The sequence below is a fragment of the Ensifer sp. VA4 genome, from assembly GCF_055710065.1.
Window position 1 is genome coordinate 48809 of sequence record NZ_JBVQPO010000010.1, and the last position, 25684, is coordinate 74492.

The window sequence follows — 25684 nt, forward strand, 5'->3', positions numbered from 1 at the left end:
GGCGGGATCGCGTGCAAGACATAGGGCGCCGCAGACGACCTGTCCATTGGCGTTCCCGGAACCTGCTCCTGAAAACCATGTGTTTTCAAGCCTGTCCCTTGCGCAAGCTCGACCAATTCTGCGCCTTCACAAAGGAGGAACTTGCGTTCGTATCGCAATTCAAGACCGAGTCGACGGCGGCAAAACCATCGTCGTCGAAGGCGCGCACGGCGCCCACCTGCTGAAGGGCCGGGAACGTTTCTTTCCGATGCAGCGCCGTCGCCGCATCGATGCCAGGCGCCGAAAGGATCAGGCCGCAACGATAGCCCGCAGCATCCATAGCGCTTTTTCGTGAAATTCGAGGCGCTCGGACAGCATGTCGGTGGTGACGAGGTCGCCGTTCTCGTCGGCCTTGGTGCCGGCCTCGCGCATGCGGCGCGCCGCCGCCTCGTGATCGGCAATCAGGTCCGCCACCATTTCGGCCGCGGTCGTATGACTGACCGAGGCTGCGCTGGGCGCGAAAGTCTTCGCTTCGGCAAGTTTTGTCGGGGCGAGATGGCCAAGAGCACGGATGCGTTCGGCGATGATGTCGGTCGCCTTGAACAACGCATTGTAGTGTTCTTCGGTCAGTTCGTGCAACGGCTTGAACAGTGGGCCAACTACATTCCAATGGTAGATGTGGCTCTTGATCACCAGCTTGTAAGTTTCGGCCAGGATGTCGGAAAGCGCTGCGGCCATGTGTTGGCGATAGGCCTTGGTCAGACCGATGTCGAATTCCTCGTCCCTGACCTTGGGCTTCAGCACGGCGGCTGTCTGTTTCATTCTCCTGCTCCAGTTCTGTCTTTGAAAACGTCGAGCGGATGCGGCAGTGTCCGGCCGCCTATGTTGAACGCCGTGGCGGGGCGGTTGTTCCGGCCGCATAGGCGGCCGTCACATGCCTTTTAGCCGAATGCCAGGGTAGGGCAGGGAGACGGCGTGACCGCCCAGCGCGCGCAGAAAACAGGCCCCGACCACGTCGCGGTTCCAACCGGACGCGGAGAGGATCGGGGCAGCGTTACCTCAAAGTGAAATATGGAGTGACCGCGGAAGGGCGGCGCGCCGACACCGGCTCCGTCGAAGAAAGAAGCGATCAGGGCTTGCCGCGCGAGACGAACCAGGGGTTGGCGAAGTCGCTGTCGTTCTTCTGGTTGCGCTTGCCGTAGGTGAGCGGTGCACCGTCCATCGTCAGTGTTTCGCCGCCGGCTGCCCGAAGGATGGCATCGCCCGCGGCCGTGTCCCATTCCATCGTGCGGCTGAAGCGTGGATAGACGTCGGCGAGACCCTCGGCGAGAAGGCAGAACTTCAGGGACGAACCGACCGTCCTGTAGTCGACGATGCCGTGCTCGGCGAGGTAGGCGATCGTTTCGGCGCTGTTGTGCGAACGGCTCGCGAGCCCCACCATGCGATCGCCGCAACTGCGGCAGCCAATGACGGTTTCATTGTCGAGGTGGAAGGTCTCGTCGACGACCGCCTTTACGGCCTTGCCGTGGTGGGCGGCGTAGAGGATGCCGAGTGCCGGGGCATAGACGACGCCGGCCACGGGCGCGCCGTTCTCGATCAGCGCGATATTGACGGTAAAGTCGTCATGCCGGCCGATGAACTCCTTCGTACCATCGAGGGGATCGACCAGGAAGAAGGACCTGCCGGATATATCAGGCACGAAACCGGCGGCGACCGCTTCCTCGGCGACAACGGGAATCTCCGGAAAGGCGCGGGCGAGATCCGCGAGGATGATGCGCTCGGCGCAGGCGTCGGCGTCGGTGACCGGCGAACAGTCCGGCTTGTAGGTGACCTCCGGGCCAGCGTTATAGATGTCGAGAATGGCCCGGCCCGCTGATATCGCCGATTGTTGCAGTATCTCCAGCATTTGCCCTTACTTTCCGTCCGTCATCAGCCTCATAACATATCGGGAACAGGAAGGTAGTCATGCTTTGGCGGTAGGCGCATTCCATTCGCGACAATCATCGATTCGTTCCGTCGGGCAGCCAGCCGCATGATGAGCCGGCGAAGGGTTTTTTGCCCCTGCGAGACGCTTGTGTCTTTGCTTCCGCCGCGCGGCTGTGCAAATGTGCCGATGCAACTGAACTGGATGCCTTCATGCGTTATTCCGCCTTCTCGCTTGTCAGGAACGCCCTTTCCGGAAACCTGAATTGGAAGCCGCAATGGCGCCAGCCGCAACCGAAACCGCACTATGACGTCATCATCGTCGGCGGCGGTGGACATGGCCTTTCGACGGCCTATTACCTTGCCAAGGAATTCGGCGTGAAGAACGTCGCCGTTCTGGAGAAGGGCTATCTCGGTTCGGGCAATGTTGGCCGCAACACGACGATCGTGCGCTCCAACTACATGCTGCCCGGCAACGAGCCTTTCTACGAGTTCTCGATGAAGCTCTGGGAGGGGCTGGAGCAGGATCTCAACTATAATGTGATGCTGTCGCAGCGCGGCGTCATCATGCTTTATCACAGCGACGGCCAGCGCGACGCCTATGTCCGGCGCGGCAACGCGATGTGGATGGAGGGGGTGGCGGCCGAACTCATCGAGCGTGCGCAGTTGAAGAAGATGATCCCCTTCCTCAATTACGATCACGCTCGCTATCCGATCCTTGGCGGCCTGTTGCAGCGGCGCGCCGGCACCGCGAGACATGATGCGGTCGCCTGGGGCTACGCCCGTGGCGCCGACCGGCACGGCGTCGACATCATCGAACATTGCGAAGTGACCGGCATCCGCCGTGAAAATGGCGTCGTCACCGGCGTCGAGACCACCAAGGGCTTCATCGGCTGCGGCAAGCTGGCGCTGGCGGCGGCCGGAAATTCGTCGCGGGTCGGCGAGATGGCGGGTCTCAAGCTGCCGCTCGAAAGCCATGTGCTGCAGGCCTTCGTCACCGAGGGGCTGAAGCCCTGCATCGATCACGTGATCGTCTATGGCGGCGGCCACTTCTACATCTCGCAATCGGACAAGGGCGGCCTCGTCTTCGGTGCCGAAATCGACGGCTATTCCTCCTACGCCCAGCGCGGCAACCTCGCGACCGCCGAGCACGTGATGGAGGAGGGGGTGGCGATGATCCCCGGCCTGTCGCGGGTGCGGGTGCTGCGCGCCTGGGGCGGCGTCATGGACATGAGCATGGACGGATCGCCGATCATCGACCGTACCTCGATCGACAATCTCTACCTGAACTGCGGCTGGTGCTATGGCGGCTTCAAGGCGACGCCGGCTTCCGGCTATTGCTTCGCCCACCTGATCGCCAGGAACGACACCCACCCGGTGGCCCGCGCCTTGAGGCTCGATCGCTTCGCCCGCGGCTATGCCGTCGACGAGGCCGGCGCCGGCCCACAACCCAATCTTCACTGACAGCACGTGGCCGACCCGCCGGCCCGCATGGAATGAACAGGAAGCCGAACCGCGGCTTCAGGACACGGAAGACGATGGCAAGCCTGATTACCTGCCCGCATTGCGGGGTCCGACCGAAGGAAGAGTTTGCGATCCGCGGCGACGCGTCGCGCGGCCGCCCGGAACCGATGGATTCGGATGAAGCCTGGCACGACTACGTCTATGTGCGCGCCAATCCGCGCGGCCGCACCTTCGAGCATTGGCATCACATCGCCGGCTGTCGACGCTTCCTCGTGGTCGAGCGCGATACGGCCACCCATGAGGTCTATTCCGTCGTCGATGCGGTGGAGTTTCTGCAGAGGGCCGAGCGATGACCGGCTATCGTCTTTCCTCCGGTGGCCTCGTCGATCGCAGCCAGTCGTTGAGCTTCACCTTCGACGGCCGACCGCTGCGCGGCTTTGCCGGCGATACGCTCGCCTCGGCGCTGCTTGCCAATGATCAACTGCTCGTCGGCCGCAGCTTCAAGTACCATCGGCCGCGCGGCATCGTCAGCGCCGGACCCTCCGAGCCGAACGCGCTCGTTACCATCGGTTCCGGTGCGCGCACCGATGCAAACACCAAGGCGACGGTCGCCGAACTCTACGGCGGGCTCACGGCCAATAGCCAGAACCGCTGGCCCTCGCTCGGCTTCGATGTCGGTGCCGTCAGCGGCCTGCTGTCGCCGTTCCTCGGCGCCGGCTTCTACTACAAGACCTTCATGTGGCCGAAGCAATTCTGGGAGCGCGTCTACGAGCCCTTCATCCGCCGCGCCGCCGGCCTCGGCCGGGCCGTGCTGGAGCCTGACCCGGAGACCTACGAGAAGTCCTGGGCGTTCTGCGATCTGCTCGTCGTCGGTGCCGGTCCGTCCGGCCTGATGGCGGCGCTGACGGCCGGCCGTGCCGGGCTGCGCGTCATCGTCGCGGACGAGGATTTCCGGCTCGGCGGTTCCCTGCTTTCAACCACCGAGACCATCGACGGCGGCGCGGCTTCGGTCTTTGCCGATCGGGCAGTTGCAGAGTTGCAATCGCTGCCGAACGTCACGCTGCTTTCGCGCACCACCGTTTTCGGCTGGTACGACGACAATGTCTTCGGGGCAGTCGAACGCGTGCAGAAACATGTCGCCGAACCGTCATCGAAGCTTGTGAGCGAGCGCGTCTGGCGCATCGTTGCCAAGCGCGCGCTGCTTGCCACCGGTGCCGAGGAACGGCCGCTGGTCTTTGGCGGAAACGATCGCCCCGGCGTGATGATGGCCGGTGCCATGACCACCTATGCCGAACGCTACGGTGTCGCAGCGGGCAAGTCGGTCGCGATCTTCACCAGTGGCAACGCCGGCTATCGCACGGCGCGGGCGCTTTCTGCGAAAGGCGTCGCGATTGCGGCGATCGTCGATGCCCGGGCGGAATCCGGTGATCGGGCGCCCGATGGCATTAGGGTCATCCGCTCGGCCTCGATCGTCGATACCAAGGGCAGGCAACGCCTCAAGGGCATCGTCGTCGAACGCTCCGGTTTCGAGGAACTGATCGCCTGCGATGCGGTCGGCATGTCCGGCGGCTGGAGCCCGGTCGTGCATCTTGCGTGCCAGCGCGGTGCCAAGCCTATCTGGTCGGAGGAATTGCAGGCGTTTACTGCCCCCGATGTCGGTGGTGGCCTTCGTCCCGTCGGCGCTGCCAATGGCGTCTATACGCTCGCCGGCTGCCTATCTGATGGCGCGGAAAAGGCCGCAGCAGTGGCGGCGGAACTCGGTTTAAACGTCACGCCGGCCGCACCACCCGTCGTCGATGGCGAGGAGACCTCTTCCTTTGTCGCGCTCTGGTACGTGCCGGGCGCCAAGTCGAAGGCCTTCGTCGACTTCCAGAACGACGTGCATGCGAAGGATCTCGGCCTCGCGCTGCGCGAAGGCTTCGGCCATGTGGAACATGCCAAGCGCTATACGACCAACGGCATGGCGACCGACCAGGGCAAGCTTTCCAACATCAATGCCGTCGGCATTCTCGCCGGCATGCGTGGCGTCAGCCCGGCCGAGGTCGGCACAACGACCTTCCGGCCTTTCTACACGCCGGTCTCCTTCGGCGCACTTGCGGGCGCGGCGCGCGACGAACATGCGGTGCCGGCACGGAAATCGCCGCTGCACGGCTGGGCGACGAAAAACGGTGCGACCTTCGTCGAGGCAGGGCTTTGGTACCGCTCTGCCTGGTTCCCGCGCGCCGGCGAGAAGACCTGGCGCGAAAGCGTCGATCGCGAAGTGCTGAACGTACGCGCCAATGTCGGCCTCTGCGACGTCTCGACGCTCGGCAAGATCGAGGTTTTCGGTCCGGACGCCGCGGAGTTCCTCAACCGGCTCTATTGCAACCCGGTCTTGAAACTGCCCGTCGGCAAGGCGCGCTATGGCCTGATGCTGCGCGAAGACGGCTTCGTGTTCGACGACGGCACGGTGAGCCGGTTCGATGAGGAGCATTTCTTCGTGACCACGACGACGGCGATGGCCGGTCCGGTGATGGCCCATATGGAATATTGTGCCCAGGCGCTCTGGCCGGAGCTTGAGGTCCGGTTCACCTCGTCGACAGACCAATGGGCGCAGATGGCGGTCGCCGGTCCGAAGGCGCGCGCGGTATTGCAGCAGATCGTCGATGGCGACATTTCCGACGACGCATTTCCGTTCCTTTCCGCCCGGAAGATCGTTCTGAAAAGCGGCGTTTCCGCGCGGCTCTTCCGCATCTCCTTCTCCGGGGAGCTCGCCTTCGAGCTGGCAGTGCCGGCGGGTTACGGCGAGGCGGTCGCGGACCAGATCATGGAGGCCGGCCGGCCGCACGATATCTGTGCCTATGGCGTCGAAGCGCTCAATGTGCTGCGGCTGGAGAAAGGGTTGCTGACGCATGCCGAATTCGATGGCCGCGTGACGCCCGACGACGCCGGCCTCGGCCGCATGCTGTCGATGCAGAAGGCCGACTTCATCGGCAAGCGCCTGTCGACGCGCTACGGGTTGACGGCGGCCGACCGCATGCAACTCGTCGGGCTGAGGCCGGTCGATGCCGACAAGGACATGCGTGCCGGTGCCCATCTCCTGAAGGAGGGAACGAAGCCCTCGACGCTGAACGATCAGGGCTGGGTGAGCTCGGCCGGCTTCTCGCCGGTCCTGGGGCACGCCATCGCGCTTGCCTTCCTGAAATCCGGGCGCGAGCGCTATGGCGAGAAGGTCATCGTTTTTGACAAGCTGCACGATCAGGAGATCGTCGCCGAGGTCTGCGATCCGGTCTTCGTCGATCCGCAAAACATGAAGCTGAAGGCCTGAGGAGGCGGGGATGGTTCGCGACTACAACAACCGCCACGCTTTGGAGCAGAAGTTGCGTTCTGCACCGACGCCTCCAGCGGCCGATCACCTGATGGTCGGCCATTGGCGCACGATCGCGACGGTTCTCGCCCGCACCGGGCAGGAAGAGGCGGTGCGGCAGGCGATTGCTTCGGTACCCGAGCTGTCGCTCCGTTTCTCAGGTCCCGGGGAATGGCTGGTGGTTTCGGAGGTGGAGGCGCCGAGCGGACTGATGCGGCACCTAGAAGAGCTGTGCGGTGGGCGGGCCTATGTCGTCGATCAAAGCGACGGACGCGCCGTCTTCCGCCTTGCCGGCCCGAATGCGCGCAGCATCCTCGCCAAGGGCATCGGCCTCGATCTGCATCCTGCCGTTTTTGCGCTCGGGGGCAGTGCCAACGTGCTGTGCGGCCACATCCCGGTCAATCTCGCCCGGACGGACGAAAATGCGTTCGAACTGATCGTGGCGCGAAGCTACGCGGAATCGCTGTTCGACGACCTGATGCGGATGGGGCGGGCGTTCGATCTCACGGCCGCCTTTTCGGACTGAACCGGCCTCCAGCGATAGGCTGAAAACAAATGCGGCATGATATGCCGCAAACGGGTCGCCCATCCGCCAGCAAACGGCGGAAATGGACAAGCGTCCTTCGCAGTCGTGTCTTTATCGCCGCCGCCTTTCTGACTAGGCTGCCATCATTCGCTGCCTGAGCTTCCATGGCGGAAGGCAAGCGGCCGCCGTGCCTGATTTTTCCTGACAATTTGGCCATGCCTCCGGCAGGAGCATGGAAAGACGGAGTGTACGCATGAAAAGCCATGCCAAGGTCGTCGTTATCGGAGGCGGTGTCGTCGGTTGTTCGGTGCTTTATCACCTGACGAAGTTCGGCTGGACCGATGCTGTTCTGCTCGAACGATCGGAGCTGACCTCCGGCTCCACCTGGCACGCGGCCGGCGGCATGCACACGATCAACGGCGACCCGAACGTCGCCAAGCTGCAGAAATACACGGTCGAGCTCTATAAGGAGATCCAGGAATTCTCCGGTCAGGATGTCGGCCTGCACATGACGTCGGGCATGATGCTGGCAGCCACCAAGGAGCGCTTCGACTGGATGAAGTCGATCCTCGCCAAGGGCCGCTATATGGGGCTCGAGGCCGAGCTGCTGACGCCCAGGGAAGCGCATGACCTGATGCCGCTGCTCGATCCTGACCAGTTCGTCGGCGCGGTCTTCGATCCGGTCGAGGGCCATCTCGATCCCTACGGCACGACCCATGCCTATGCCAAATCGGCGAAGAAGAACGGTGCAGAAATCTATCTGCACACCGAGGTCGAGGATCTGGTGCAGCGGGAGGACGGCTCTTGGCGCGTGATCACCAACCAGGGCGAGGTTATCGCCGAGCATGTCGTCAATGCCGCCGGGCTCTGGGCGCGTGAAGTGGGGCGCATGCTCGGCCTCGAGCTGCCTGTGCTCGCCATGGAGCACATGTATCTCATCACCGAAGATATGCCCGAGGTCATCGAGTTCAACCGGACGCGCGGCAAGGAACTGATGCATTGCGTCGATTTCGACGGCGAGATCTATCTGCGCCAGGAACGCAACGGCATGCTGATGGGCACCTATGAGAAGGCATGCCGCCCCTGGTCGCCGGTGACGACCCCCTGGGACTTCGGCCATGAGCTGCTGGCCGAGGATATCGATCGCATTTCGCCGGAGCTCGAAGTCGGCTTCCGGCATTTTCCGGCCTTCAACCGGGCCGGCATCAGGAAGATCATCAACGGCCCCTTCACCTTCTCGCCGGATGGCAATCCGCTGGTCGGTCCCGTGCGGGGCTTGCGGAACTTCTGGTCGGCCTGCGCCGTCATGGCCGGCTTCAGCCAGGGCGGCGGTGTCGGCCTGGCGCTTGCCAACTGGATGATCCATGGCGATCCCGGTTTCGACGTCTTTGCCATGGACGTCGCCCGCTACGGCGATTTTGCCACACTCGCCTATACCAATGCCAAGGTGCGCGAAAACTATTCGCGCCGCTTCTCGATCCGCTATCCGAACGAGGAGTTGCCGGGCGCGCGGCCGCTGCTGACGACGCCGATCTACGACAGGCTGAAGGCGGCCGGCGCCGTTTTCGGCGCGTCCTACGGTCTCGAAACGCCGCTGTGGTTCGCACCCGAAGGGGTAGAGGATGCCTTTTCCTGGCGGCGCTCGACGGATTTCGAGACGGTTGGAGCGGAGGCGCGCGCCGTGCGTGAGGGCGTCGGCCTGATGGAGACTTCGGGCTTTGCCAAATATGCGATCACCGGCAAGGGCGCCGAGGCCTGGCTCGACCGGATGCTTGCCTGCCGCATCCCGCAGGCGGGACGCATGACGCTGGCGCCGATGCTGAAGGAGGACGGCAAGCTGATCGGCGACTTCACGCTGGCAAATCTCGGGGAGGGGGATTTCCTGCTCGTCGGCTCCGACATCGCCGAGGACTACCACATGCGCTGGTTCGAGGCGCATCTGCCTTTGGACGGCTCGGTTTCGCTGAAGCCGCTGAAGCTGGAACTGGTCGGCCTGTCGATCGCAGGGCCGAAGGCGCGCGAGGTGCTTGCCAGCCTCACCCATCTCGACGTCTCGGACTCCGCCTTTCCGTTCCTGGATATCCGCCGGATGGACCTCGGCATGGCACCCGTCATCATCGGCCGCGTCAGCTACACCGGCGATCTCGGCTACGAGATCTGGATGAAGCCGGAGTATCAGCGCTATCTCTTCGAACTCCTGATGGAGAAGGGGGCGTCGTCCGGGATCAGATTGTTCGGCCTCAGGGCGCTGAACGCATTGCGGGTCGAGAAGTCCTTCGGCAGCTGGGCGCGCGAGTATCGACCGCTTTACGGTCCGGTCGAGGCCGGCCTTGGTCGCTTCGTCGCAACCGGCAAGGAGGCCGATTTCATCGGCAAGGCGGCGGCGACCAAGGAGAAGACCGACGGCGGCGTGCTGCGTCTCAGGACCTTCGTCCTCGAGGCGAGGGATGCCGACGTCATCGGCGACGAACCGATCTATCTCGACGGTGTCGTGCGCGGCTGGGTGACGTCGGGCGGCTATGCGCATACGAGCGGCGTCTCGGTGGCGATGGGTTACGTGCCGAAGGAGATCGCCGACCGCAGCGACGGCTGGTCGATCGAACTCCTGGGCGAGATCCTGCCGGCGCGCCTGCAGCCGAATCCCTTGTTCGACGCAAGCGGTCAACGGATGCGCACTTGAGCGGTGGGGCGGCCGCTGGTCCGGCCAGTTCGTAGCCAGACCTCCGCAGGTCTCACGGCATTTACGACCAAAGTTGATGATTTTGCGGGCGAAAGCTGCGGACGGTTTGATTTTTCTGGCTTTAAAAGCGTCAAATCGATTTTATCGAGGAAGATTTTGCCGAAGCCGCGTTTTTTAGCTTTCCTTTTCGTTTGAAAGAGGTATGGAATCGAACAAACACAGCGCTCACAAGAGCTCAAAAAACAAAGAGACCAGACCTTAGGGATCTGGTCCAGGGGAAGATTGATGGAGTATTTCGTCCAGCAGCTCGTCAACGGGCTGACTCTTGGGTCTATTTATGGTATGATCGCAATTGGTTATACCATGGTCTACGGCATCATTGGCATGATCAACTTCGCCCACGGCGATATCTTCATGCTTGGCGGCTTTGCTGCTTTGATTGTCTTTCTGCTTCTCACTTCATTTATAGCAGGCGTGCCGGTTGTACTTGCGCTTTTGCTGATGATGATCGTGGCGATGCTCGCGGCGTCGCTGTGGAACTGGACGATCGAGCGAGTGGCGTATCGTCCGCTGCGCGGGTCGTTCCGGCTGGCGCCGCTGATTACCGCGATCGGCATGTCGATCGTCTTGTCGAATTTCATCCAGGTGACGCAGGGGCCGCGCAACAAGCCGATCCCGCCGCTCGTCTCGTCCGTCTATGACGTGTTCGGCATCGCCATTTCGCTGAAGCAGATCATCATTATCATCATCACCGCGATCCTGCTTTCCGTCTTCTGGTACATCGTCAACAGGACGCCGCTTGGTCGTGCTCAGCGCGCCACCGAGCAGGATCGCAAGATGGCGGCCCTGCTTGGCGTCGACGTCGACCGAACGATCTCCGTGACCTTCATCATGGGCGCCGCACTCGCTGCTGTCGCGGGAACCATGTACCTGATGTATTACGGCGTGGTCGTTTTTACCGACGGCTTCGTCCCCGGGGTCAAGGCATTCACCGCCGCCGTTCTCGGAGGCATTGGCTCGCTGCCGGGCGCTGTATTGGGCGGACTTCTGATCGGCCTGATCGAGTCTCTATGGTCGGCCTACTTCACCATCGACTACAAGGACGTTGCGACCTTCTCCATTCTCGCAATCGTCCTGATCTTCAAGCCGTCGGGTATTCTCGGACGACCGGAAGTCGAGAAGGTATAATTCAATGGCAAACATTGCTTCTACAACTGCAAGCGCCGGCACCGAGGTGACGGCGCGGGCCCTGCGCGAGTCTGTCTTCGCGGGCCTCATCACGCTCGGACTGTTCGTCCTCTTCGTCGGCCTCAAGACCGACCAGAACATCCGCAACGAGCTGATCCTGACCCAGCGTTGGGGCCTGTTGGCGATCTTCGTGATCATTGCCATGGTTGGCCGCTTCCTCATGGTCGCCTACGTCCAGCCGTGGCTTGCCCGGCGAAAGGCTGCAAAGGCGGCAGCGCCGGAAGTCGCCAAGGAAGAGAGCTTCTTCAGCCGCAATTTTTCGAGGATTGCGATCGTTGCCTTGATCCTTTATCCGCCGGTCATCGTCGCGCTCTTCGGTATTCAGGGCTCGCTGAAATGGGTGGACAATTTCGGCATCCAGATCCTGATCTATGTGATGCTCGCCTGGGGGCTCAACATCGTCGTCGGCCTCGCCGGCCTGCTCGACCTTGGTTACGTCGCTTTCTATGCGGTCGGTGCCTATTCCTACGCGCTGCTGTCGACCTATTTCGGCTTGTCCTTCTGGGTGCTGTTGCCGGTCGCCGGCCTGCTCGCCGCCTGCTGGGGCTTGGTCCTCGGCTTCCCGGTGCTGCGCCTGCGCGGTGACTATCTGGCGATCGTCACGCTCGCCTTCGGCGAAATCATCCGACTGGTGCTCATCAACTGGACCGAGGTCACCAAAGGCACCTTCGGCGTGTCCGGCATTGCCAAGGCGACGCTGTTCGGCATCAAGTTCGATGCCTCAAAGGATGGCTTTGCCGCATTGATGGGCCTGCCGATCTCGTCGGTCTACTACAAGATCTTCCTGTTTTACCTGATCCTCGGTCTTTGCTTGATCACGGCCTTCGTGACAATCCGCATGCGTCGGATGCCGATCGGCCGCGCCTGGGAAGCGCTGCGCGAAGATGAGATCGCCTGCAAGTCGCTCGGCATCAACACGGTCACCACCAAGCTGACGGCTTTCGCCATGGGCGCCATGTTCGGCGGCATCGCCGGGTCCTTCTTCGCGGTACGCCAGGGCTTCGTGTCACCCGAATCGTTCGTGTTCCTCGAATCGGCGGTGATCCTCGCGATCGTCGTGCTCGGCGGCATGGGATCGCTGACCGGCATTGCGGTCGCGGCGGTCGTCATGATCGGCGGCACCGAAATCCTGCGTGAGCTCGCCTTCCTGAAGGTCATCTTCGGACCGAACTTCACACCGGAACTCTACCGCATGCTGATCTTTGGCCTGGCCATGGTCGTCGTCATGGTCTGGAAGCCGCGCGGCTTCGTCGGATCGCGTGAACCGACCGCGTTCCTGCGCGAACGAAAGGCCGTCTCCGGCAGCTTTACCAAGGAAGGGCATGGCTGATGGCCCTCGAGACCACGACGATGACAATGACACAAGACCCAATTCTCAAGGTTGAGCACCTGTCGATGCGCTTTGGCGGTCTGATGGCGATCAACGACTTCTCCTTCGAGGCCCATCGCGGTGACATCACCGCGCTGATCGGCCCGAACGGAGCAGGCAAGACGACGGTGTTCAACTGCATCACCGGCTTCTACAAGCCGACGATGGGTATGATCACGATGAAGCAGCGGTCCGGGAAGGAGTATCTCCTGGAGCGGCTGCCGGACTTCGAGATCACCAAGCATGCGAAGGTGGCGCGCACGTTCCAGAACATCCGGATGTTCTCCGGCATGACCGTGCTCGAAAACCTCTTAGTCGCCCAGCACAACAAGCTGATGCTGGCATCGGGCTATACCGTGCTCGGGCTCCTTGGATTCCCCGCCTATCGGCAGGCCTCCAGGGAGGCGACCGAGCTCGCCAAGCATTGGCTCGAAAAGGCGTCGCTGATCGACCGGGCCGACGACCCGGCCGGGGACCTGCCCTATGGCGCGCAGCGGCGGTTGGAGATTGCCCGTGCCATGTGCACGGGACCGGAGCTGCTTTGCCTCGATGAGCCTGCGGCCGGCCTCAATCCGCGCGAATCGCATGCCCTCAATGAACTGTTGCAGGGCATCCGCCGTGACACCGGCACGTCCATCCTGCTGATCGAGCACGACATGTCCGTGGTCATGGAGATATCGGACCATGTCGTCGTGCTCGAATATGGACAGAAGATTTCCGACGGCACCCCGGATTTCGTCAAGAACGATCCAAAGGTCATCGCGGCCTATCTGGGTGTCGAGGATGAAGAGGTTGAAGAGGTGATCGAGCAAATCGAGGAAATCGAAGGCGGGCAGGGAGGCACCAAGCAATGACTGCGCCGCTGCTGCAAGTGAAAGCCGTCGAAACCTACTACGGCAACATTCGGGCGCTGAGCGGCGTCGACGTCGAGGTCCATCGCGGCGAAATCGTTTCGCTGATCGGTGCCAACGGTGCGGGCAAGTCGACCTTGATGATGACGATCTGCGGCAGTCCGCAGGCGCGCACCGGCACCGTGATGTTCGACGGTCATGACATCACGCGCCTGCCGACCCACGAAATCGCACGCATGAGGATTGCTCAGTCGCCGGAAGGCCGCCGCATCTTCCCGCGCATGACCGTATTCGAAAACCTGCAGATGGGCGCGAGCCTCGACAACCTCAAGCATTTCGACGAGGACGTGGAAAAGATCTTCAGGCTTTTTCCGCGACTGAAGGAGCGTCAGGCGCAACGCGGCGGAACGCTGTCGGGCGGCGAGCAGCAGATGCTGTCGATCGGCCGCGCGCTGATGGCCCGCCCGAAGCTTCTGCTTCTCGACGAGCCGTCGCTGGGTCTCGCGCCGCTGATCGTCAAGGGCATCTTCGAAGCGATCAAGAAACTCAACAAGGAGGAGGGCCTGACGGTGTTCCTCGTCGAGCAGAACGCCTTTGGGGCGCTCAAGCTTTCGGATCGCGCCTACGTGCTGGTCAACGGCCGGGTGACGATGAGCGGCACCGGCAAGGACCTGCTGGCGAACCCGGAAGTTCGCGCGGCCTATCTCGAAGGCGGCCGTCATTGACGGGCTGCATCTGGAGCAAGTGACATGCAGGGAATTCTCTACGAAGAACCGTCGATCTGGCAGTTTTTTTTCATCAGCTGCGTGATGGGCGGTTGGACCGCCTGGCGAACCGGCAAGAGCGTTGCCGAAAGCTGGCAGGGCGTGCCACGGCTGCTGCTCTACGTGGCGTTGCTGGGGCTGGCGATCCGTTTCGTGCATCACGCCCTCTTTGGCGGCACGATGTTCAGCCTGCAATACTATATCGTGGACACGGTCGTGCTTTTGTTGTTTGCTACCGCAGGTTTCCGGTACTATCGGACCAAGCAAATGACCAAAATCTACTACTGGCTCTACGAGAAGGTTTCGCCCTTCTCTTGGAAGACCAAATAAAGGGAACAGCGCGTGCCGGTCCGCCGCGGCCGGTGCGAAGGAAACACCGGCGCAACTATGGTGGGCATTGCGCAGGTTGATAACGAGACCCGCTCGAATATTTGGGAGTAACAAGATGAAAAAATCTCTTCTGTCGGCCGTTGCGCTGACGGCTATGGTTGCCTTCAGCGGCACCGCCTGGGCCGATATTCTCGTTGGTGTCGCCGGCCCGCTGACTGGCCCGAACGCAGCCTTCGGTGCACAGCTCCAGAAAGGTGCCGAACAGGCCGCTGCCGACATCAACGCGGCTGGCGGTATCAACGGGGAACAGATCAAGCTTGTGCTCGGCGACGACGTTTCGGACCCGAAGCAGGGCATTTCGGTCGCCAACAAGTTCGTTGCTGACGGCGTGAAGTTCGTCGTTGGTCACTTCAACTCAGGCGTGTCGATCCCGGCATCGGAAGTCTATGCCGAAAACGGCATCCTGGAGATCACGCCTTCTGCGACCAACCCGCAGTTCACTGAGCGCGGCCTGTGGAACACCTTCCGCACCTGCGGCCGTGACGACCAGCAGGGCGCAGTTGCCGGCGCGTACCTCGCCGCCAACTTCAAGGACGCCAAGATCGCCGTCGTTCACGACAAGACGCCCTATGGTCAGGGCCTTGCCGACGAAACCAAAAAGGCGATGAATGAAGCTGGCCTCACCGAGGCCCTCTATGAAGGTGTCAACATCGGCGACAAGGACTTCTCCGCACTGATCGCCAAGATGAAGGAAGCCGGCGTTTCGGTCGTCTACTGGGGCGGCCTGCACACCGAGGCCGGCCTGATCATGCGCCAGATGAAGGACCAGGGCCTCAAGGCAACCATGATGTCCGGCGACGGTATCGTTTCCAACGAACTGGCCTCGATCGCCGGCGACGCCGTCGACGGCACGCTGATGACGTTCGCTCCGGATCCGCGCAAGAACCCGGCCGCCAAGGAACTCGTCGAAAAGTTCCGCGCAGCCGGCTTTGAACCGGAAGCCTACACCCTCTACTCCTATGCCGCTCTTCAGGTCATCGCCGAAGCCGCGAAGGCTTCGGGCGGCAACGACCCGCAGGCCGTTGCCGAAGCCATCAAGGCAAAGGGTCCGTTCAAGACCGCAATCGGTGAACTCGGCTACAACGAAAAGGGCGACATCACCCGCCCGGACTACGTCATGTACACTTGGAAGAAGGGCGACGACGGCAAGTTCACCTACTTCCAGAACGAGTAGTTCTGATTTCGGACATTGCGCCCGCTTTGTCAGGCCCGGCGAGCGATCGCCGGGCTTTTCTGTAGGCAAAGCGACCTCCACCTCTGGTCGAGGTCATGGGTTTTCGTGATAAGTGTTTCGCCTGTCGAGATGGCTGTCGCGTCGCGCCGTTTCGTGCTCTCTCTCTCTCTCTCTCTCTCTCTCTCTCTCTCTCTCTCTCTCTCTCGAATCTGATCCGGAAGCGGCCATGAGCTCGAAACCCTGCATTCTCGTCACCCGTCGGTCGTCAACGTCGCCGGTTTTTTCAGAGTCGCCGGATCGGATAGCGTAAGCGGCTGCCTGTTTTTCGCGCAGCGCTTGCACGGAAATGCAGCATTCTGACGATTTTCTTTGCAAAACAATAACTTGACTTGTCATGCCGCGATGCAGACGATAGCGCGAAGGCAAGGCGATCTGCCCAACGGGTGCAGCGCCAGGGATTGAAGGACACCGCTCGGCGGTCGAGGATGAACAAGGCAACAAGCATCGCTCCGCAACGGGCCTGGGGTAAGGGCCGGCTGGTCGCCAAGGCGGCGCTCGGCCAGAGCCGCATTGCCGAACTCTACCAGGAAGGCTGCGCCAAGATCCGCCTGCCGAAGACCTTCGATGCCTCCATGGAGGCCGTGCTCATCAATTCATCCGGCGGTCTCACCGGCGGCGACCGCATGGTCTGGGAAGTGGCGGCAGGGGCGGGAACCGATGTGACGGTGACGACGCAGGCCTGCGAAAAGATCTACAAGGCAAGCGCAGATACGGTCGCGGTGGCCACGCGTATCGAGATTGCCGCCGGCGCCCGCGTCGACTGGCTGCCGCAGGAAACGATCCTTTTCGACCATGCCTCGCTGTCGCGTTCGCTGGATGTGGAACTTGCCGCGGATGCGACGTTCCTGGCGGTGGAGGCGGTTCTTCTTGGCCGCAAGGCGATGGGGGAGGTGGTGCATGCCGGGCTCTTTCGTGATCGCTGGCGCGTCCGCGTCGAGGGCAAGTTGCTGCATGCGGACAATCTGGCGCTTTCCGGAGAGATCGCCAGCCTCGGTCAGCGACGGGCGGTGCTCGATGGCGCGTCCGCCTTTGCCACGCTCCTCTATGTCGGTCCCGATTGTGAGCCCTTGTTGCCGCGTCTCCGGTCGCTCCTTGACGGCGAGGCTGGCGCTGGCATCAGCCATTTCCAGGTCGATGGCCGCGACAAGCTGGTTGCCCGCTTCGTGGCGCCGGATGGGTTCGCGCTCAGAAAAATCCTCATCCCCATCATTTCGCACTTGCGCAAGCAGAAGACAGTGCCGAAAGTCTGGGTTCTCTAGGTCATTTCATATTTTTATTGAAACTGTGAAATGATCTAACACATTGAAACTCTGTAATTCCTGACGGAAACCCGCTCCGCAGATTTCCTGGAATTGCTTCACGAACAACCGGTGGCGACGCATGAATCTTACTCCGCGCGAAAAGGACAAATTGCTGATTTCCATGGCGGCGATGGTCGCGCGCCGACGCCTGGAGCGCGGCGTGAAACTCAACCATCCGGAGGCGATCGCGCTGATCACCGATTTCGTCGTCGAAGGCGCGCGCGACGGGCGCTCGGTTGCCGAACTGATGGAGGCGGGCGCCCAGGTGCTGACGCGCGATCAGGTGATGGAGGGTATCCCCGAGATGATCCACGACATCCAGATCGAAGCGACGTTTCCCGACGGCACCAAGCTCGTCACCGTTCACGAACCGATCCGCTAGACGAAGGAAACACGGCCCTTTCGGTCGTATCCGTCCAACCCATGATCTCAGGAGGCAAGCATGCTGGCTTTGCGCCCCAATTGCGAGTGCTGCGACAAGGACCTGCCGCCGGATAGCCGCGAGGCGATGATCTGCACGTTCGAGTGCACCTTCTGCGTGGATTGTGTCGATGGAAAGCTCGGCGGCGCCTGCCCGAATTGCGGCGGCGAATTCATGCGGCGGCCGGTGCGCCCGGCAGCCCTGCTTGAAAAATATCCGGCCTCCACCGAGCGGGTGCTGAAGCCTGAGGGCTGCGCCGGTGCGAAGGCGGCTTGAGGAGAGAACCATGATCCCAGGAGAAATCATCGCGGGTGCCGGAGAGATCGAGCTCAATGCCGGTCTCGACACGACAACCATCGAGGTGGCCAATACCGGTGACCGCCCGATCCAGGTCGGCAGCCACTACCATTTCGCCGAAACCAACGCCGGACTGCAGTTTGACCGGAAGGCCGCCTATGGCAGACGACTGGACATTCCGGCCGGCACGGCCGTTCGTTTCGAGCCGGGGCAGACGCGCCAGGTGACGCTGATCCCCCTTTCCGGCAAGCGCGAGGTCTACGGCTTCCGCCAGCAGGTGATGGGCAAGCTATGAGAGCAGTGGTTCCGGTCCTCGGCTTGCTTCTCATTTCCGCGGCTTCCGCGCCGGCTCAGGAACCGCCGAAAGTGGATTGTGCGAACGCAACCGCGCAGCTGGATCTGAATATGTGCGCCGATCAGGAATACCAGGCGGCGGATGCTGAACTGAACAGGATCTACAAGCAGGCGATGACGGCAGTGCAAGCGATCGACTCCGATCTGGAGGGCGCCGAGGTCGGAGCTGTCGAGGCGTTGAAAAAGGCCCAGCGCGCCTGGATCGGTTACCGCGACGGCCAATGTGAACTGGCCGGCTTCCAAGCGCGAGGCGGCCAGGCGGAGCCTATGCTGGTTTCGGGCTGCCTTACAGACCTGACGCAAAAGCGCACCGCCGAATTGAAAGAATTCCTCGAAAATCAAGGAAACTGACCCGTGCAAGGGCGCCGCGTCATCATGATCGTGGGTAATGGCGAAGTGCCTGACGGCGCTGGCGCGACGATCGATGCAGCCGATCTTGTCGTCCGTTTCAATGATTGCCGTTCCGTCGGTTCCGGTGGCCGCAAGACCGATATCGTCGCCGTCTGCAACACCGGGCGCCCCGGGCTTGCCATGCTCGGCGGCGGCCGCTGGAAGACGAGTTCGGCGGTGCGTAAGGCGCGCGAAATCTGGTGCGTCCGCACTGGTGCGAAGTTTGCCGCGATGCGGGCCACCCTGGCGAAAACGCATCCGGACCTCGATGATTTCTGTGACGATTACACCGTCGGTTTCGAGAGTTTCAGCCGTTCGACCAACCGCGGTTTTCGCATCGTCCCCGCCGCGGTGCATGAGCAACTGGACCATGACCTCGCCCGCTTCTCACCGGATCCCTACGTCGTTCCGTCCAGCGGCCTGGTCGTCATTGCCGATATCCTGTCCAATGTCGCGACAGCCGATGACGACGTCGTGCTCGCCGGCTTCGGCCATGTCGGGTGGCAATGGCATCCCTTTGCTGCCGAGCGCCGCTATGTCGATGCCCTGGCAGCAAGAGGCCGCCTTCGCCGCCTCCATCCACTTTCTTCTTCGTCCCAAGGAGCCTGAACCATGCCCTACAAGATGTCGCGCGCGGCCTATGCCGCCATGTTCGGTCCGACGGTCGGTGACAAGGTGCGGCTTGCGGACACCGAACTCTTCATCGAGGTCGAGAAGGACTTCACCACCTATGGCGAGGAGGTGAAATTCGGCGGCGGCAAGGTCATTCGCGACGGCATGGGGCAGAGCCAGGTGACCCGTGCCGAGGGCGCCGTCGATACGGTCATCACCAATGCGCTGATCGTCGACCATTGGGGCATCGTCAAGGCCGATATCGGCCTTAAGGACGGGCGCATCGCCGGGATCGGCAAGGCCGGCAACCCGGATTCCCAGCCGGGCGTGACCATCATCGTCGGTCCCGGGACCGAGGTGATTGCGGGCGAAGGCAAGATCGTCACCGCCGGCGGCATGGACAGCCACATCCACTTCATCTGCCCACAGCAGATCGAGGAGGCCCTGGTCAGCGGGCTTACCTGCATGCTGGGCGGTGGCGCCGGTCCGGGGCATGGCACGCTTGCCACCACCTGCACGTCCGGCCCGTGGCATCTCGCCCGCATGATCGAGGCGGCCGATGGTTTTCCGATGAACATCGCCTTTGCCGGGAAGGGCAATGCCTCGCGGCCGGGCGCATTGGTCGAGATGGTGCTTGCCGGGGCCACCTCGCTGAAGCTGCACGAGGACTGGGGCTCGACGCCGGCGGCGATCGATTGCTGCCTGGGTGTGGCCGACGAATACGACGTGCAGGTGATGATCCACACCGACACGCTGAACGAGAGCGGTTTCGTCGAGGATACGATCGCGGCGATCAAGGGCCGCACGATCCATGCCTTCCACACGGAAGGCGCCGGCGGCGGCCACGCGCCCGACATCATCAAGATCTGCGGCCAGCCGAACGTCATTCCGTCGTCGACCAACCCGACGCGGCCCTACACCAGGAACACGCTGGCCGAGCATCTCGACATGCTGATGGTCTGCCACCACCTGTCGCCGTCGATCCCCGAAGACATCGCCTTTGCCGAGAGCCGCATTCGCAAGGAAACGATTGCGGCCGAGGACATCCTGCACGATATCGGCGCGTTTTCGATCATCTCCTCCGACAGCCAAGCCATGGGCCGCGTCGGCGAAGTGGCGATCCGCACCTGGCAGACGGCCGACAAGATGAAGCGCCAGCGCGGGCCCTTGCCGCAGGAAACCGGCGACAACGACAATTTCCGGGTAAAGCGCTATATCGCCAAATACACGATCAACCCGGCGATCGCCCACGGTCTCAGCCATGAGATCGGTTCGCTGGAGGTCGGCAAGCGCGCCGATCTCGTCATCTGGAACCCGGCCTTTTTCGGCGTGAAGCCGGACTTCGTGCTGCTCGGCGGTTCGATCGCCATGGCGCCGATGGGCGACCCGAACGCCTCCATCCCGACGCCTCAGCCGGTGCACTACCGGCCGATGTTTGCCGCTTACGGCAAAAACCGCACGAGCTCCTCCGTCACCTTCGTGTCGCAGGCTTCGCTGGATGCCGGGCTTGCCGCCAAGCTTGGCGTCGCCAAGCAACTCGTGGCCGTCAGGAACACCCGTGGCGGCATCGGCAAGGCGTCGATGATCCATAACAGCCTGACGCCGCATATCGAGGTCGATCCGGAGACCTATGAAGTACGCGCCGACGGCGAGTTGCTGACCTGTGAGCCGGCGACGATCGTGCCGATGGCGCAGCGCTACTTCCTGTTCTGAGCGAGCAGGAACCGAGCATGAAGCGCGGCCTGAAATGGGCTTTCATCGGCCTGCTGGCGGCGGTGCTGGCGCTTGTTCTCGGAACCCTCCTGCCGCGGCCGCTTTTGCCGGCATCCGCCGTCGCGGCGGGAGCAGGGGGTACGCGCATCCTGGTGCTCTCGGGTCCGATCCACACGGATATCGCCGTGCCCTTGACCGAGGAAACGAGGGCCCGGTTCGGCTTCATCGAGCCTGCCGGCGTACCGATTGCCCATCCTCAGGCACAATGGTTGATCTTCGGCTGGGGCGGGCGTTCCTTCTATCTGGAAACGCCGACCTGGTCGGAGCTGAAGACCATACCGGTCTTCAGGGCGCTGACGCTCGACCGCTCGGTGATGCATGTGGATGTCGCCGGCCGGATCGCCGAACCGCAAGCGTCCGTCGCCGGCTTCGAGCTGGACGCGGCAGGGTACGAGCGGCTGCTTGCTTTCATTGCCGAGAGCTTTACGGGTGACGCCGGGGCTGCCGTCCCGATTGACGGCTTTTCCTACAATGGCAACGACCGCTTCTTCGAAGCGGAGGGCAGTTTCAATGCGCTTTTCGGCTGCAACACCTGGACGGCGCGGGCACTGCGCGAAGCAGGCTTGAGAACAGGCTTGTGGAACCCGATCCCGCCGAGCCTCGGACTGTCGTTGCGCATCCACAATTGAGGCCTCGTGGGATGAGCAGAAGCCATGCGGCTCTTGCATGGCTGCCATGCCCGCATGTGAATCGGGGCGTTTCGTGCTGCGCCGCAGCGCAAGATCGGATAGGAAAGCGGCTAACCTTTTCTCGGTTGCCAGCAATCCTCCCAAGACCTGCCGACCGAGAGCCGCTGGAGCGGGATGAGGAAAAGTGCTTGCGGTTTTCCGCCCCCATCCCGCTCTGACTTATGAGATGCGATCACGTTCATGATTGGGTCAATCCGACCCAAATCATCGTGATCTGAAGGAGATGACGATGCTTGGCAGAAAAGTACCCGCTGTAACGTTCCGCACCCGCGTTCGCGACGAAGCCGTTGGCGGCCCCAACCCGTTCCGCTGGGAGGACGTGTCCACCGACGATTATTTCGCCGGCAAGCGCGTCGTGCTGTTCTCGCTGCCCGGCGCCTTCACGCCGACCTGCTCGACCTATCAGCTCCCGGACTTCGAAAAGCTGGCCGCCGATTTCCGCGCTGAAGGCATCGACGAGATCTATTGCATCTCGGTCAACGACGCCTTCGTCATGAATGCTTGGGGCAAGTCCCAGAACCTCGAGAACGTCAAGCTGATCCCGGATGGTTCGGGTGAATTCACCCGCAAGATGGGTATGCTTGTCGCCAAGGACAATCTCGGCTTCGGCATGCGCTCCTGGCGCTACGCCGCCGTCGTCAACAACGGCGTCGTCGAGCAGTGGTTCGAGGAAGAAGGTTACTCCGACAATTGCGACAGCGACCCCTATGGCGTTTCCTCGCCGCAGAACATTCTTGAGACGCTGAAGTCACAGAAACTTGCTGCGTGATGGCAGGGGCGTACCGTTCCTGATTTGAGAAAGCCCGAGGATCGGATCCGGTCGTCGGGCTTTTTCTTGTCCGATGCGAGCGGGGCAGACCTTGAAAAGCGGCCCCCACGACTGGCGTCGAGGCTTTTTCTTGCTAGACTAGCGCATAGAAAAGATATCGAGGGTTCAATGGTTTACGTTATCGCCCACCTGACCGCGCATCCGGGCAAAGGAGATGAAGTCGTGTCGCTGGCAGCACCACTGATCGAGGCTACGCGGCGCGAGGCCGGCTGCATCACCTATGACTTTTACCGCAAGCCGGCCGACCCCGATGCCCTGGTGTTCGTCGAGACCTGGCAGAGCAAGACGGCCGTCGATGCGCATTTCGAGGAGCCGCATCTGAAAGCCTTCCAGGCGGCGATGGCGGACCTGCTGGTCGAGGCGCGCATCGAGCTCGTGACGCCGGAAAAGGTCGAGGTGCTCTGAGATGCCGTATCGTTCGACGGAAGTTCTCTCGCCGGGGCCGGGCGACAAGACGCCGCTCCACAGCGTAACGCTGGCGCACGACGCGCGGCACCTGCGGCGCAAGCTCCTGCATCTCGAAAACGACGACGTGGTGATGCTGGACCTCAGGGAACCGGTGATGCTCGCCGACGGCGATCTCCTGGTGCTCGACGGTGGCGGCTATATCCGGATCGTTGCCGCGCCGGAGGCGCTTTACGAAATCCTCCCGCGCGACCCGCTGCATCTCATCGAGCTCGCCTGGCATCTCGGCAATCGCCATCTGCCGGCGCAGATCGAGGCGAAGCGCATTCTGATTGCCCGTGATCCGGTCATCCGCCAGATGCTCGAAGGTTTGGGCGCGGAGGTGAGCGAGGTTTCGGAACCCTTCCAGCCGATGCGCGGCGCCTACCACGCCGGCGGTCACAACCACGGCCACGGCCATCACCATGGCTGAACGGGCCGATACGCAGGCGCTGCTGCGGCTTGCGACCTGGCTGTCCCCGGCCTTCCCGGTCGGTGCTTTCTCCTATTCCAGCGGGCTCGAACAGGCGGTCCATGATCGTTTGGTCACGGACGCGGTGGAGCTTCGCTCCTGGCTGGAGACGGTCATCTGCCGCGGCTCCGGCTGGAACGATGCCCTGCTTCTTGCCGAAAGCTATCGGGCCTCCGATGATGCTCCCCGGCTGGCTGCGGCCGCAGAACTTGCCGAAGCCCTGGCGGGAAGCCGCGAGCGGCATACGGAAACCATGCTGCAGGGCCAGGCGTTTCTGGCGGCTGCGCGGTCGTGGCCGCACCTGGTCTTCGATGCCCTCAGCGAGACCGTCGCCTATCCGGTGGCCGTCGGTGCCGTTGCCGGTGGTCATCAGACCGGTCTCGAGCCGGCGCTTGCCGCCTTTCTCAACGCTTCCGTTTCAAACGCCGTTTCGGTGGCGATCCGCTGCGGCGTCACCGGCCAGCGCGATGGCATGGGCGTCATCGCAGCGCTCGAGCCGGTCATCGCGGCGACGGCAAGTAAGGCCGCAACCGCCTCGCTGGACGATCTTGGCTCAGCCACGATCATCGCCGATATTTCGGCATTGAGACACGAAACCCTGCATTCGCGGCTCTTCCGCTCCTAGATCATTTCACTGTTTCACAGGAACAGTGAAATGATCTAACCTTTTGAAATTACGCAACTCCGGACGGGAAACCGTTTAACACTTTTCCTGGAATTGCTCTTAGGAAGAGATCGCCTCGAAAGGACATCCAGATGACATCGAAGAACGGTCCCCTTCGCGTCGGCATTGGCGGGCCGGTGGGCTCGGGCAAGACGGCGCTGACCGACAAGCTCTGCAAGGCGATGCGGGAGAAGTACTCCGTCGCCGTCGTCACCAACGACATTTATACCAAGGAAGACGCAGAGGCTCTGGTGCGCATGCAGGCGCTGCCGTCCGAGCGCATCGTCGGCGTGGAAACCGGGGGCTGCCCGCATACGGCGATCCGCGAGGACGCCACGATCAATCTGCAGGCAATCGCTGACCTCAACCGGCGCATACCCGATCTCGACATCGTCTTCATCGAATCTGGCGGCGACAATCTCGCGGCGACCTTTTCCCCTGATCTTGCCGATCTGACGATCTACGTCATCTCCGTCTGTCAGGGCGAGGAGATCCCGCGCAAGGGGGGGCCAGGCATCACCAAGTCGGATCTGCTTGTCATCAACAAGAAGGATCTCGCTCCCTATGTCGGGGCCGATCTCGACGTGATGCAGCGGGATGCGACGCGGATGCGGGCGGAAAAGCCCTTCGTCTTCACCGACATGAAACGCGGCGACGGCGTCAACCGGATCGTTGATTTCCTGGCGCTGCACGGCGGGCTGTGACGCTCCCAGGCTGGTGACAGCCGAACCTCGTCGGCGCGTCAGAATCGTTCGAGCGCCTGCCGGTCGTGGATTTCGATGACGCGGCCCTTGACCGTGACGCCCGAGCGGCGGAGTGCGGAGAAGGCGCGCGACAGCGCTTCCGGCGCCAGGCCCAGCTTGCCGGCCAGCACATTCTTCTGGAAGGGCAGGCGGAAGGAAAAGTTCGTGATGCCGTCCGGGCAGTTGCCGAGAATATAGCTTGCTACCCGCTGTGGCGCCGTCAGCAGCCGGTCTTCGGCCAGGCAATCCTCGGCCATTTGCGCGTGCCGGCAGAGAAGCTGCATCAGCGCGTCGGCGATTTCAGGTGTCTGCTCGGCGAGCTTGCGCAGCTTGCGGCTGTCGATCCTTGCAAGCATCGTCGTCTCGATCGTCTGGGCGTTGGCGGTGGCGCGGTTTCCGAGGAACATGGCGCTTTCGCCGAAAAGCTCACCCTTCGGAAACACGGCGATATCCGCCTCGCGTCCGTCCTTGCCCAGCCGGTAGAGACGGACCAGGCCGGAAAGAACGAAGAAAACGTGATCGAGCGGCTCGCCATGGCCAAAGAGGATGTCGTGCTCTTCGTGGGTGGAAACGACCACATCGTCCAGAATTGCGTTCGTTGCCGCCAAGGGCAGCTTCTCGAAGAAGCAAGAACCGAGCAGCACAGCCCTATCGTTCGAGTTCAATCGCAACGTCTTCATTACACCCGTCCTGAGCAAGATCCAGATGCAAGGTAATAAAGCTTGGCGGAAGGCGGTTTGACCTCGATCAAATAAAATCGACAAAAAGCCCGCGCTTGCGGGGCGCGGGCTCGTACTTGGATTGTGACAGTTGCGGGCGAAGCGCCGGTTCGGCCACTACAGCGCTGCGCGTCTTATGAGACGCGTAGAGGTCGCTGTAGCACTTTGATTTGCTGCATGTCTTTGTCCTTAAATCGAGGTC

The 25684-nt window shown here is 62.3% G+C and carries 28 protein-coding genes; 24 read left to right on the forward strand and 4 right to left on the reverse strand.

Annotated features, from left to right (window positions below; translation table 11 throughout):
• Positions 1 to 85: 85 nt before the first annotated feature.
• The 3 genes from AC0C6X_RS18310 to cysQ form a co-directional block, all read right to left on the reverse strand.
• Positions 86 to 319, reverse strand: a complete 234-nt coding sequence (locus tag AC0C6X_RS18310) for a hypothetical protein (RefSeq protein WP_173517618.1) — start codon at positions 317 to 319, stop codon at positions 86 to 88.
• Positions 289 to 801: a Dps family protein gene (locus AC0C6X_RS18315; RefSeq protein WP_247958670.1), complete on the reverse strand. Its 513-nt coding sequence runs from the start codon at positions 799 to 801 to the stop codon at positions 289 to 291. The genes AC0C6X_RS18310 and AC0C6X_RS18315 overlap by 31 nt, the downstream gene beginning before the upstream one ends.
• Positions 802 to 1108: 307 nt before the next feature.
• The gene (gene cysQ / locus AC0C6X_RS18320; protein ID WP_472954500.1) at positions 1109 to 1885 is read right to left on the reverse strand and encodes a 3'(2'),5'-bisphosphate nucleotidase CysQ; all 777 of its coding nucleotides are present in this window, start codon (positions 1883 to 1885) and stop codon (positions 1109 to 1111) included.
• A 230-nt stretch (positions 1886 to 2115) separates the two neighbouring features.
• On the opposite strand from cysQ, the gene AC0C6X_RS18325 reads away from it, so the two are divergent.
• From AC0C6X_RS18325 to ureG, 24 genes are all read left to right on the forward strand, one after another.
• The gene (locus tag AC0C6X_RS18325) at positions 2116 to 3366 is read left to right on the forward strand and encodes a sarcosine oxidase subunit beta family protein (protein ID WP_472954502.1); all 1251 of its coding nucleotides are present in this window, start codon (positions 2116 to 2118) and stop codon (positions 3364 to 3366) included.
• Between the two features lie 74 nt (positions 3367 to 3440).
• Entirely contained in the window at positions 3441 to 3719 is a 279-nt protein-coding gene (locus tag AC0C6X_RS18330) for a sarcosine oxidase subunit delta (protein ID WP_173517614.1), read from the forward strand.
• The gene (locus AC0C6X_RS18335) at positions 3716 to 6673 is read left to right on the forward strand and encodes a sarcosine oxidase subunit alpha family protein (RefSeq protein WP_472954504.1); all 2958 of its coding nucleotides are present in this window, start codon (positions 3716 to 3718) and stop codon (positions 6671 to 6673) included. Before AC0C6X_RS18330 ends, AC0C6X_RS18335 begins: the two co-directional genes overlap by 4 nt.
• Positions 6674 to 6683: 10 nt before the next feature.
• The gene (locus AC0C6X_RS18340; RefSeq protein WP_173517612.1) at positions 6684 to 7238 is read left to right on the forward strand and encodes a sarcosine oxidase subunit gamma; all 555 of its coding nucleotides are present in this window, start codon (positions 6684 to 6686) and stop codon (positions 7236 to 7238) included.
• 253 nt (positions 7239 to 7491) lie between these two features.
• On the forward strand, positions 7492 to 9918 hold the full coding sequence (locus AC0C6X_RS18345) for a GcvT family protein (protein ID WP_472954506.1): 2427 nt from the start codon (positions 7492 to 7494) through the stop codon (positions 9916 to 9918).
• Positions 9919 to 10203: 285 nt separating this feature from the next.
• Positions 10204 to 11106, forward strand: a complete 903-nt coding sequence (locus AC0C6X_RS18350; protein WP_247958665.1) for a branched-chain amino acid ABC transporter permease — start codon at positions 10204 to 10206, stop codon at positions 11104 to 11106.
• Between the two features lie 4 nt (positions 11107 to 11110).
• Positions 11111 to 12496, forward strand: coding sequence for a high-affinity branched-chain amino acid ABC transporter permease LivM (gene livM, locus AC0C6X_RS18355; protein ID WP_173517609.1), 1386 nt, complete (start codon positions 11111 to 11113; stop codon positions 12494 to 12496).
• Positions 12496 to 13389 carry an ABC transporter ATP-binding protein gene (locus AC0C6X_RS18360; RefSeq protein ID WP_282439043.1) on the forward strand — a complete coding sequence of 298 codons (894 nt, stop codon included), beginning with the start codon at positions 12496 to 12498 and terminating at the stop codon, positions 13387 to 13389. Before livM ends, AC0C6X_RS18360 begins: the two co-directional genes overlap by 1 nt.
• Positions 13386 to 14111 carry an ABC transporter ATP-binding protein gene (locus AC0C6X_RS18365; protein ID WP_173517607.1) on the forward strand — a complete coding sequence of 242 codons (726 nt, stop codon included), beginning with the start codon at positions 13386 to 13388 and terminating at the stop codon, positions 14109 to 14111. Before AC0C6X_RS18360 ends, AC0C6X_RS18365 begins: the two co-directional genes overlap by 4 nt.
• A 24-nt stretch (positions 14112 to 14135) precedes the next feature.
• Positions 14136 to 14480, forward strand: coding sequence for a DUF6867 family protein (locus tag AC0C6X_RS18370; RefSeq protein WP_173517606.1), 345 nt, complete (start codon positions 14136 to 14138; stop codon positions 14478 to 14480).
• A gap of 115 nt (positions 14481 to 14595) precedes the next feature.
• Positions 14596 to 15714, forward strand: a complete 1119-nt coding sequence (locus AC0C6X_RS18375; RefSeq protein WP_173517605.1) for a branched-chain amino acid ABC transporter substrate-binding protein — start codon at positions 14596 to 14598, stop codon at positions 15712 to 15714.
• 485 nt (positions 15715 to 16199) lie between these two features.
• On the forward strand, positions 16200 to 17033 hold the full coding sequence (locus tag AC0C6X_RS18380) for an urease accessory protein UreD (RefSeq protein WP_472954510.1): 834 nt from the start codon (positions 16200 to 16202) through the stop codon (positions 17031 to 17033).
• A 121-nt stretch (positions 17034 to 17154) separates the two neighbouring features.
• Positions 17155 to 17457, forward strand: coding sequence for an urease subunit gamma (locus tag AC0C6X_RS18385; RefSeq protein ID WP_034794185.1), 303 nt, complete (start codon positions 17155 to 17157; stop codon positions 17455 to 17457).
• A gap of 60 nt (positions 17458 to 17517) precedes the next feature.
• Entirely contained in the window at positions 17518 to 17772 is a 255-nt protein-coding gene (locus tag AC0C6X_RS18390) for a DUF1272 domain-containing protein (protein ID WP_173517602.1), read from the forward strand.
• A gap of 10 nt (positions 17773 to 17782) precedes the next feature.
• Positions 17783 to 18088, forward strand: coding sequence for an urease subunit beta (locus AC0C6X_RS18395; RefSeq protein WP_173517601.1), 306 nt, complete (start codon positions 17783 to 17785; stop codon positions 18086 to 18088).
• On the forward strand, positions 18085 to 18498 hold the full coding sequence (locus AC0C6X_RS18400; protein ID WP_173517600.1) for a lysozyme inhibitor LprI family protein: 414 nt from the start codon (positions 18085 to 18087) through the stop codon (positions 18496 to 18498). The genes AC0C6X_RS18395 and AC0C6X_RS18400 overlap by 4 nt, the downstream gene beginning before the upstream one ends.
• Before the next feature lie 3 nt (positions 18499 to 18501).
• A complete protein-coding gene (locus tag AC0C6X_RS18405) occupies positions 18502 to 19146 on the forward strand; it encodes a Urease operon accessory protein (RefSeq protein ID WP_472954516.1) in 645 nt (214 codons plus the stop codon).
• Between the two features lie 3 nt (positions 19147 to 19149).
• Positions 19150 to 20862, forward strand: coding sequence for an urease subunit alpha (gene ureC, locus AC0C6X_RS18410; RefSeq protein WP_472954517.1), 1713 nt, complete (start codon positions 19150 to 19152; stop codon positions 20860 to 20862).
• 17 nt (positions 20863 to 20879) lie between these two features.
• Positions 20880 to 21551, forward strand: a complete 672-nt coding sequence (locus tag AC0C6X_RS18415; RefSeq protein ID WP_173517597.1) for a TIGR02117 family protein — start codon at positions 20880 to 20882, stop codon at positions 21549 to 21551.
• Between the two features lie 289 nt (positions 21552 to 21840).
• Positions 21841 to 22380, forward strand: a complete 540-nt coding sequence (locus AC0C6X_RS18420) for a peroxiredoxin (RefSeq protein WP_173517596.1) — start codon at positions 21841 to 21843, stop codon at positions 22378 to 22380.
• A 168-nt stretch (positions 22381 to 22548) separates the two neighbouring features.
• Complete coding sequence (locus tag AC0C6X_RS18425; protein ID WP_472954519.1) at positions 22549 to 22845, forward strand: putative quinol monooxygenase; 297 nt, start codon at positions 22549 to 22551, stop codon at positions 22843 to 22845.
• Between the two features lies 1 nt (position 22846).
• Entirely contained in the window at positions 22847 to 23317 is a 471-nt protein-coding gene (gene ureE / locus AC0C6X_RS18430) for an urease accessory protein UreE (protein WP_472954520.1), read from the forward strand.
• A complete protein-coding gene (locus AC0C6X_RS18435) occupies positions 23310 to 23981 on the forward strand; it encodes an urease accessory protein UreF (RefSeq protein ID WP_247958657.1) in 672 nt (223 codons plus the stop codon). Before ureE ends, AC0C6X_RS18435 begins: the two co-directional genes overlap by 8 nt.
• Before the next feature lie 131 nt (positions 23982 to 24112).
• Positions 24113 to 24724, forward strand: coding sequence for an urease accessory protein UreG (gene ureG, locus AC0C6X_RS18440; RefSeq protein WP_247958656.1), 612 nt, complete (start codon positions 24113 to 24115; stop codon positions 24722 to 24724).
• A 38-nt stretch (positions 24725 to 24762) separates the two neighbouring features.
• Here ureG and AC0C6X_RS18445 read toward each other — a convergent pair whose 3' ends face one another.
• Complete coding sequence (locus AC0C6X_RS18445) at positions 24763 to 25443, reverse strand: Crp/Fnr family transcriptional regulator (RefSeq protein ID WP_173517591.1); 681 nt, start codon at positions 25441 to 25443, stop codon at positions 24763 to 24765.
• Between the last annotated feature and the right edge of the window lie 241 nt (positions 25444 to 25684).

Coding starts and splice junctions, on each gene's coding strand:
- AC0C6X_RS18310 (WP_173517618.1), bottom strand. CDS start 319: ATGGATGCTGCGGGCTATCGTTGCGGCCTGATCCTTTCGGCGCCTGGC.
- AC0C6X_RS18315 (WP_247958670.1), bottom strand. CDS start 801: ATGAAACAGACAGCCGCCGTGCTGAAGCCCAAGGTCAGGGACGAGGAA.
- cysQ (WP_472954500.1), bottom strand. CDS start 1,885: ATGCTGGAGATACTGCAACAATCGGCGATATCAGCGGGCCGGGCCATT.
- AC0C6X_RS18325 (WP_472954502.1), top strand. CDS start 2,116: ATGCGTTATTCCGCCTTCTCGCTTGTCAGGAACGCCCTTTCCGGAAAC.
- AC0C6X_RS18330 (WP_173517614.1), top strand. CDS start 3,441: ATGGCAAGCCTGATTACCTGCCCGCATTGCGGGGTCCGACCGAAGGAA.
- AC0C6X_RS18335 (WP_472954504.1), top strand. CDS start 3,716: ATGACCGGCTATCGTCTTTCCTCCGGTGGCCTCGTCGATCGCAGCCAG.
- AC0C6X_RS18340 (WP_173517612.1), top strand. CDS start 6,684: ATGGTTCGCGACTACAACAACCGCCACGCTTTGGAGCAGAAGTTGCGT.
- AC0C6X_RS18345 (WP_472954506.1), top strand. CDS start 7,492: ATGAAAAGCCATGCCAAGGTCGTCGTTATCGGAGGCGGTGTCGTCGGT.
- AC0C6X_RS18350 (WP_247958665.1), top strand. CDS start 10,204: ATGGAGTATTTCGTCCAGCAGCTCGTCAACGGGCTGACTCTTGGGTCT.
- livM (WP_173517609.1), top strand. CDS start 11,111: ATGGCAAACATTGCTTCTACAACTGCAAGCGCCGGCACCGAGGTGACG.
- AC0C6X_RS18360 (WP_282439043.1), top strand. CDS start 12,496: ATGGCCCTCGAGACCACGACGATGACAATGACACAAGACCCAATTCTC.
- AC0C6X_RS18365 (WP_173517607.1), top strand. CDS start 13,386: ATGACTGCGCCGCTGCTGCAAGTGAAAGCCGTCGAAACCTACTACGGC.
- AC0C6X_RS18370 (WP_173517606.1), top strand. CDS start 14,136: ATGCAGGGAATTCTCTACGAAGAACCGTCGATCTGGCAGTTTTTTTTC.
- AC0C6X_RS18375 (WP_173517605.1), top strand. CDS start 14,596: ATGAAAAAATCTCTTCTGTCGGCCGTTGCGCTGACGGCTATGGTTGCC.
- AC0C6X_RS18380 (WP_472954510.1), top strand. CDS start 16,200: ATGAACAAGGCAACAAGCATCGCTCCGCAACGGGCCTGGGGTAAGGGC.
- AC0C6X_RS18385 (WP_034794185.1), top strand. CDS start 17,155: ATGAATCTTACTCCGCGCGAAAAGGACAAATTGCTGATTTCCATGGCG.
- AC0C6X_RS18390 (WP_173517602.1), top strand. CDS start 17,518: ATGCTGGCTTTGCGCCCCAATTGCGAGTGCTGCGACAAGGACCTGCCG.
- AC0C6X_RS18395 (WP_173517601.1), top strand. CDS start 17,783: ATGATCCCAGGAGAAATCATCGCGGGTGCCGGAGAGATCGAGCTCAAT.
- AC0C6X_RS18400 (WP_173517600.1), top strand. CDS start 18,085: ATGAGAGCAGTGGTTCCGGTCCTCGGCTTGCTTCTCATTTCCGCGGCT.
- ureC (WP_472954517.1), top strand. CDS start 19,150: ATGCCCTACAAGATGTCGCGCGCGGCCTATGCCGCCATGTTCGGTCCG.
- AC0C6X_RS18415 (WP_173517597.1), top strand. CDS start 20,880: ATGAAGCGCGGCCTGAAATGGGCTTTCATCGGCCTGCTGGCGGCGGTG.
- AC0C6X_RS18420 (WP_173517596.1), top strand. CDS start 21,841: ATGCTTGGCAGAAAAGTACCCGCTGTAACGTTCCGCACCCGCGTTCGC.
- AC0C6X_RS18425 (WP_472954519.1), top strand. CDS start 22,549: ATGGTTTACGTTATCGCCCACCTGACCGCGCATCCGGGCAAAGGAGAT.
- ureE (WP_472954520.1), top strand. CDS start 22,847: ATGCCGTATCGTTCGACGGAAGTTCTCTCGCCGGGGCCGGGCGACAAG.
- AC0C6X_RS18435 (WP_247958657.1), top strand. CDS start 23,310: ATGGCTGAACGGGCCGATACGCAGGCGCTGCTGCGGCTTGCGACCTGG.
- ureG (WP_247958656.1), top strand. CDS start 24,113: ATGACATCGAAGAACGGTCCCCTTCGCGTCGGCATTGGCGGGCCGGTG.
- AC0C6X_RS18445 (WP_173517591.1), bottom strand. CDS start 25,443: ATGAAGACGTTGCGATTGAACTCGAACGATAGGGCTGTGCTGCTCGGT.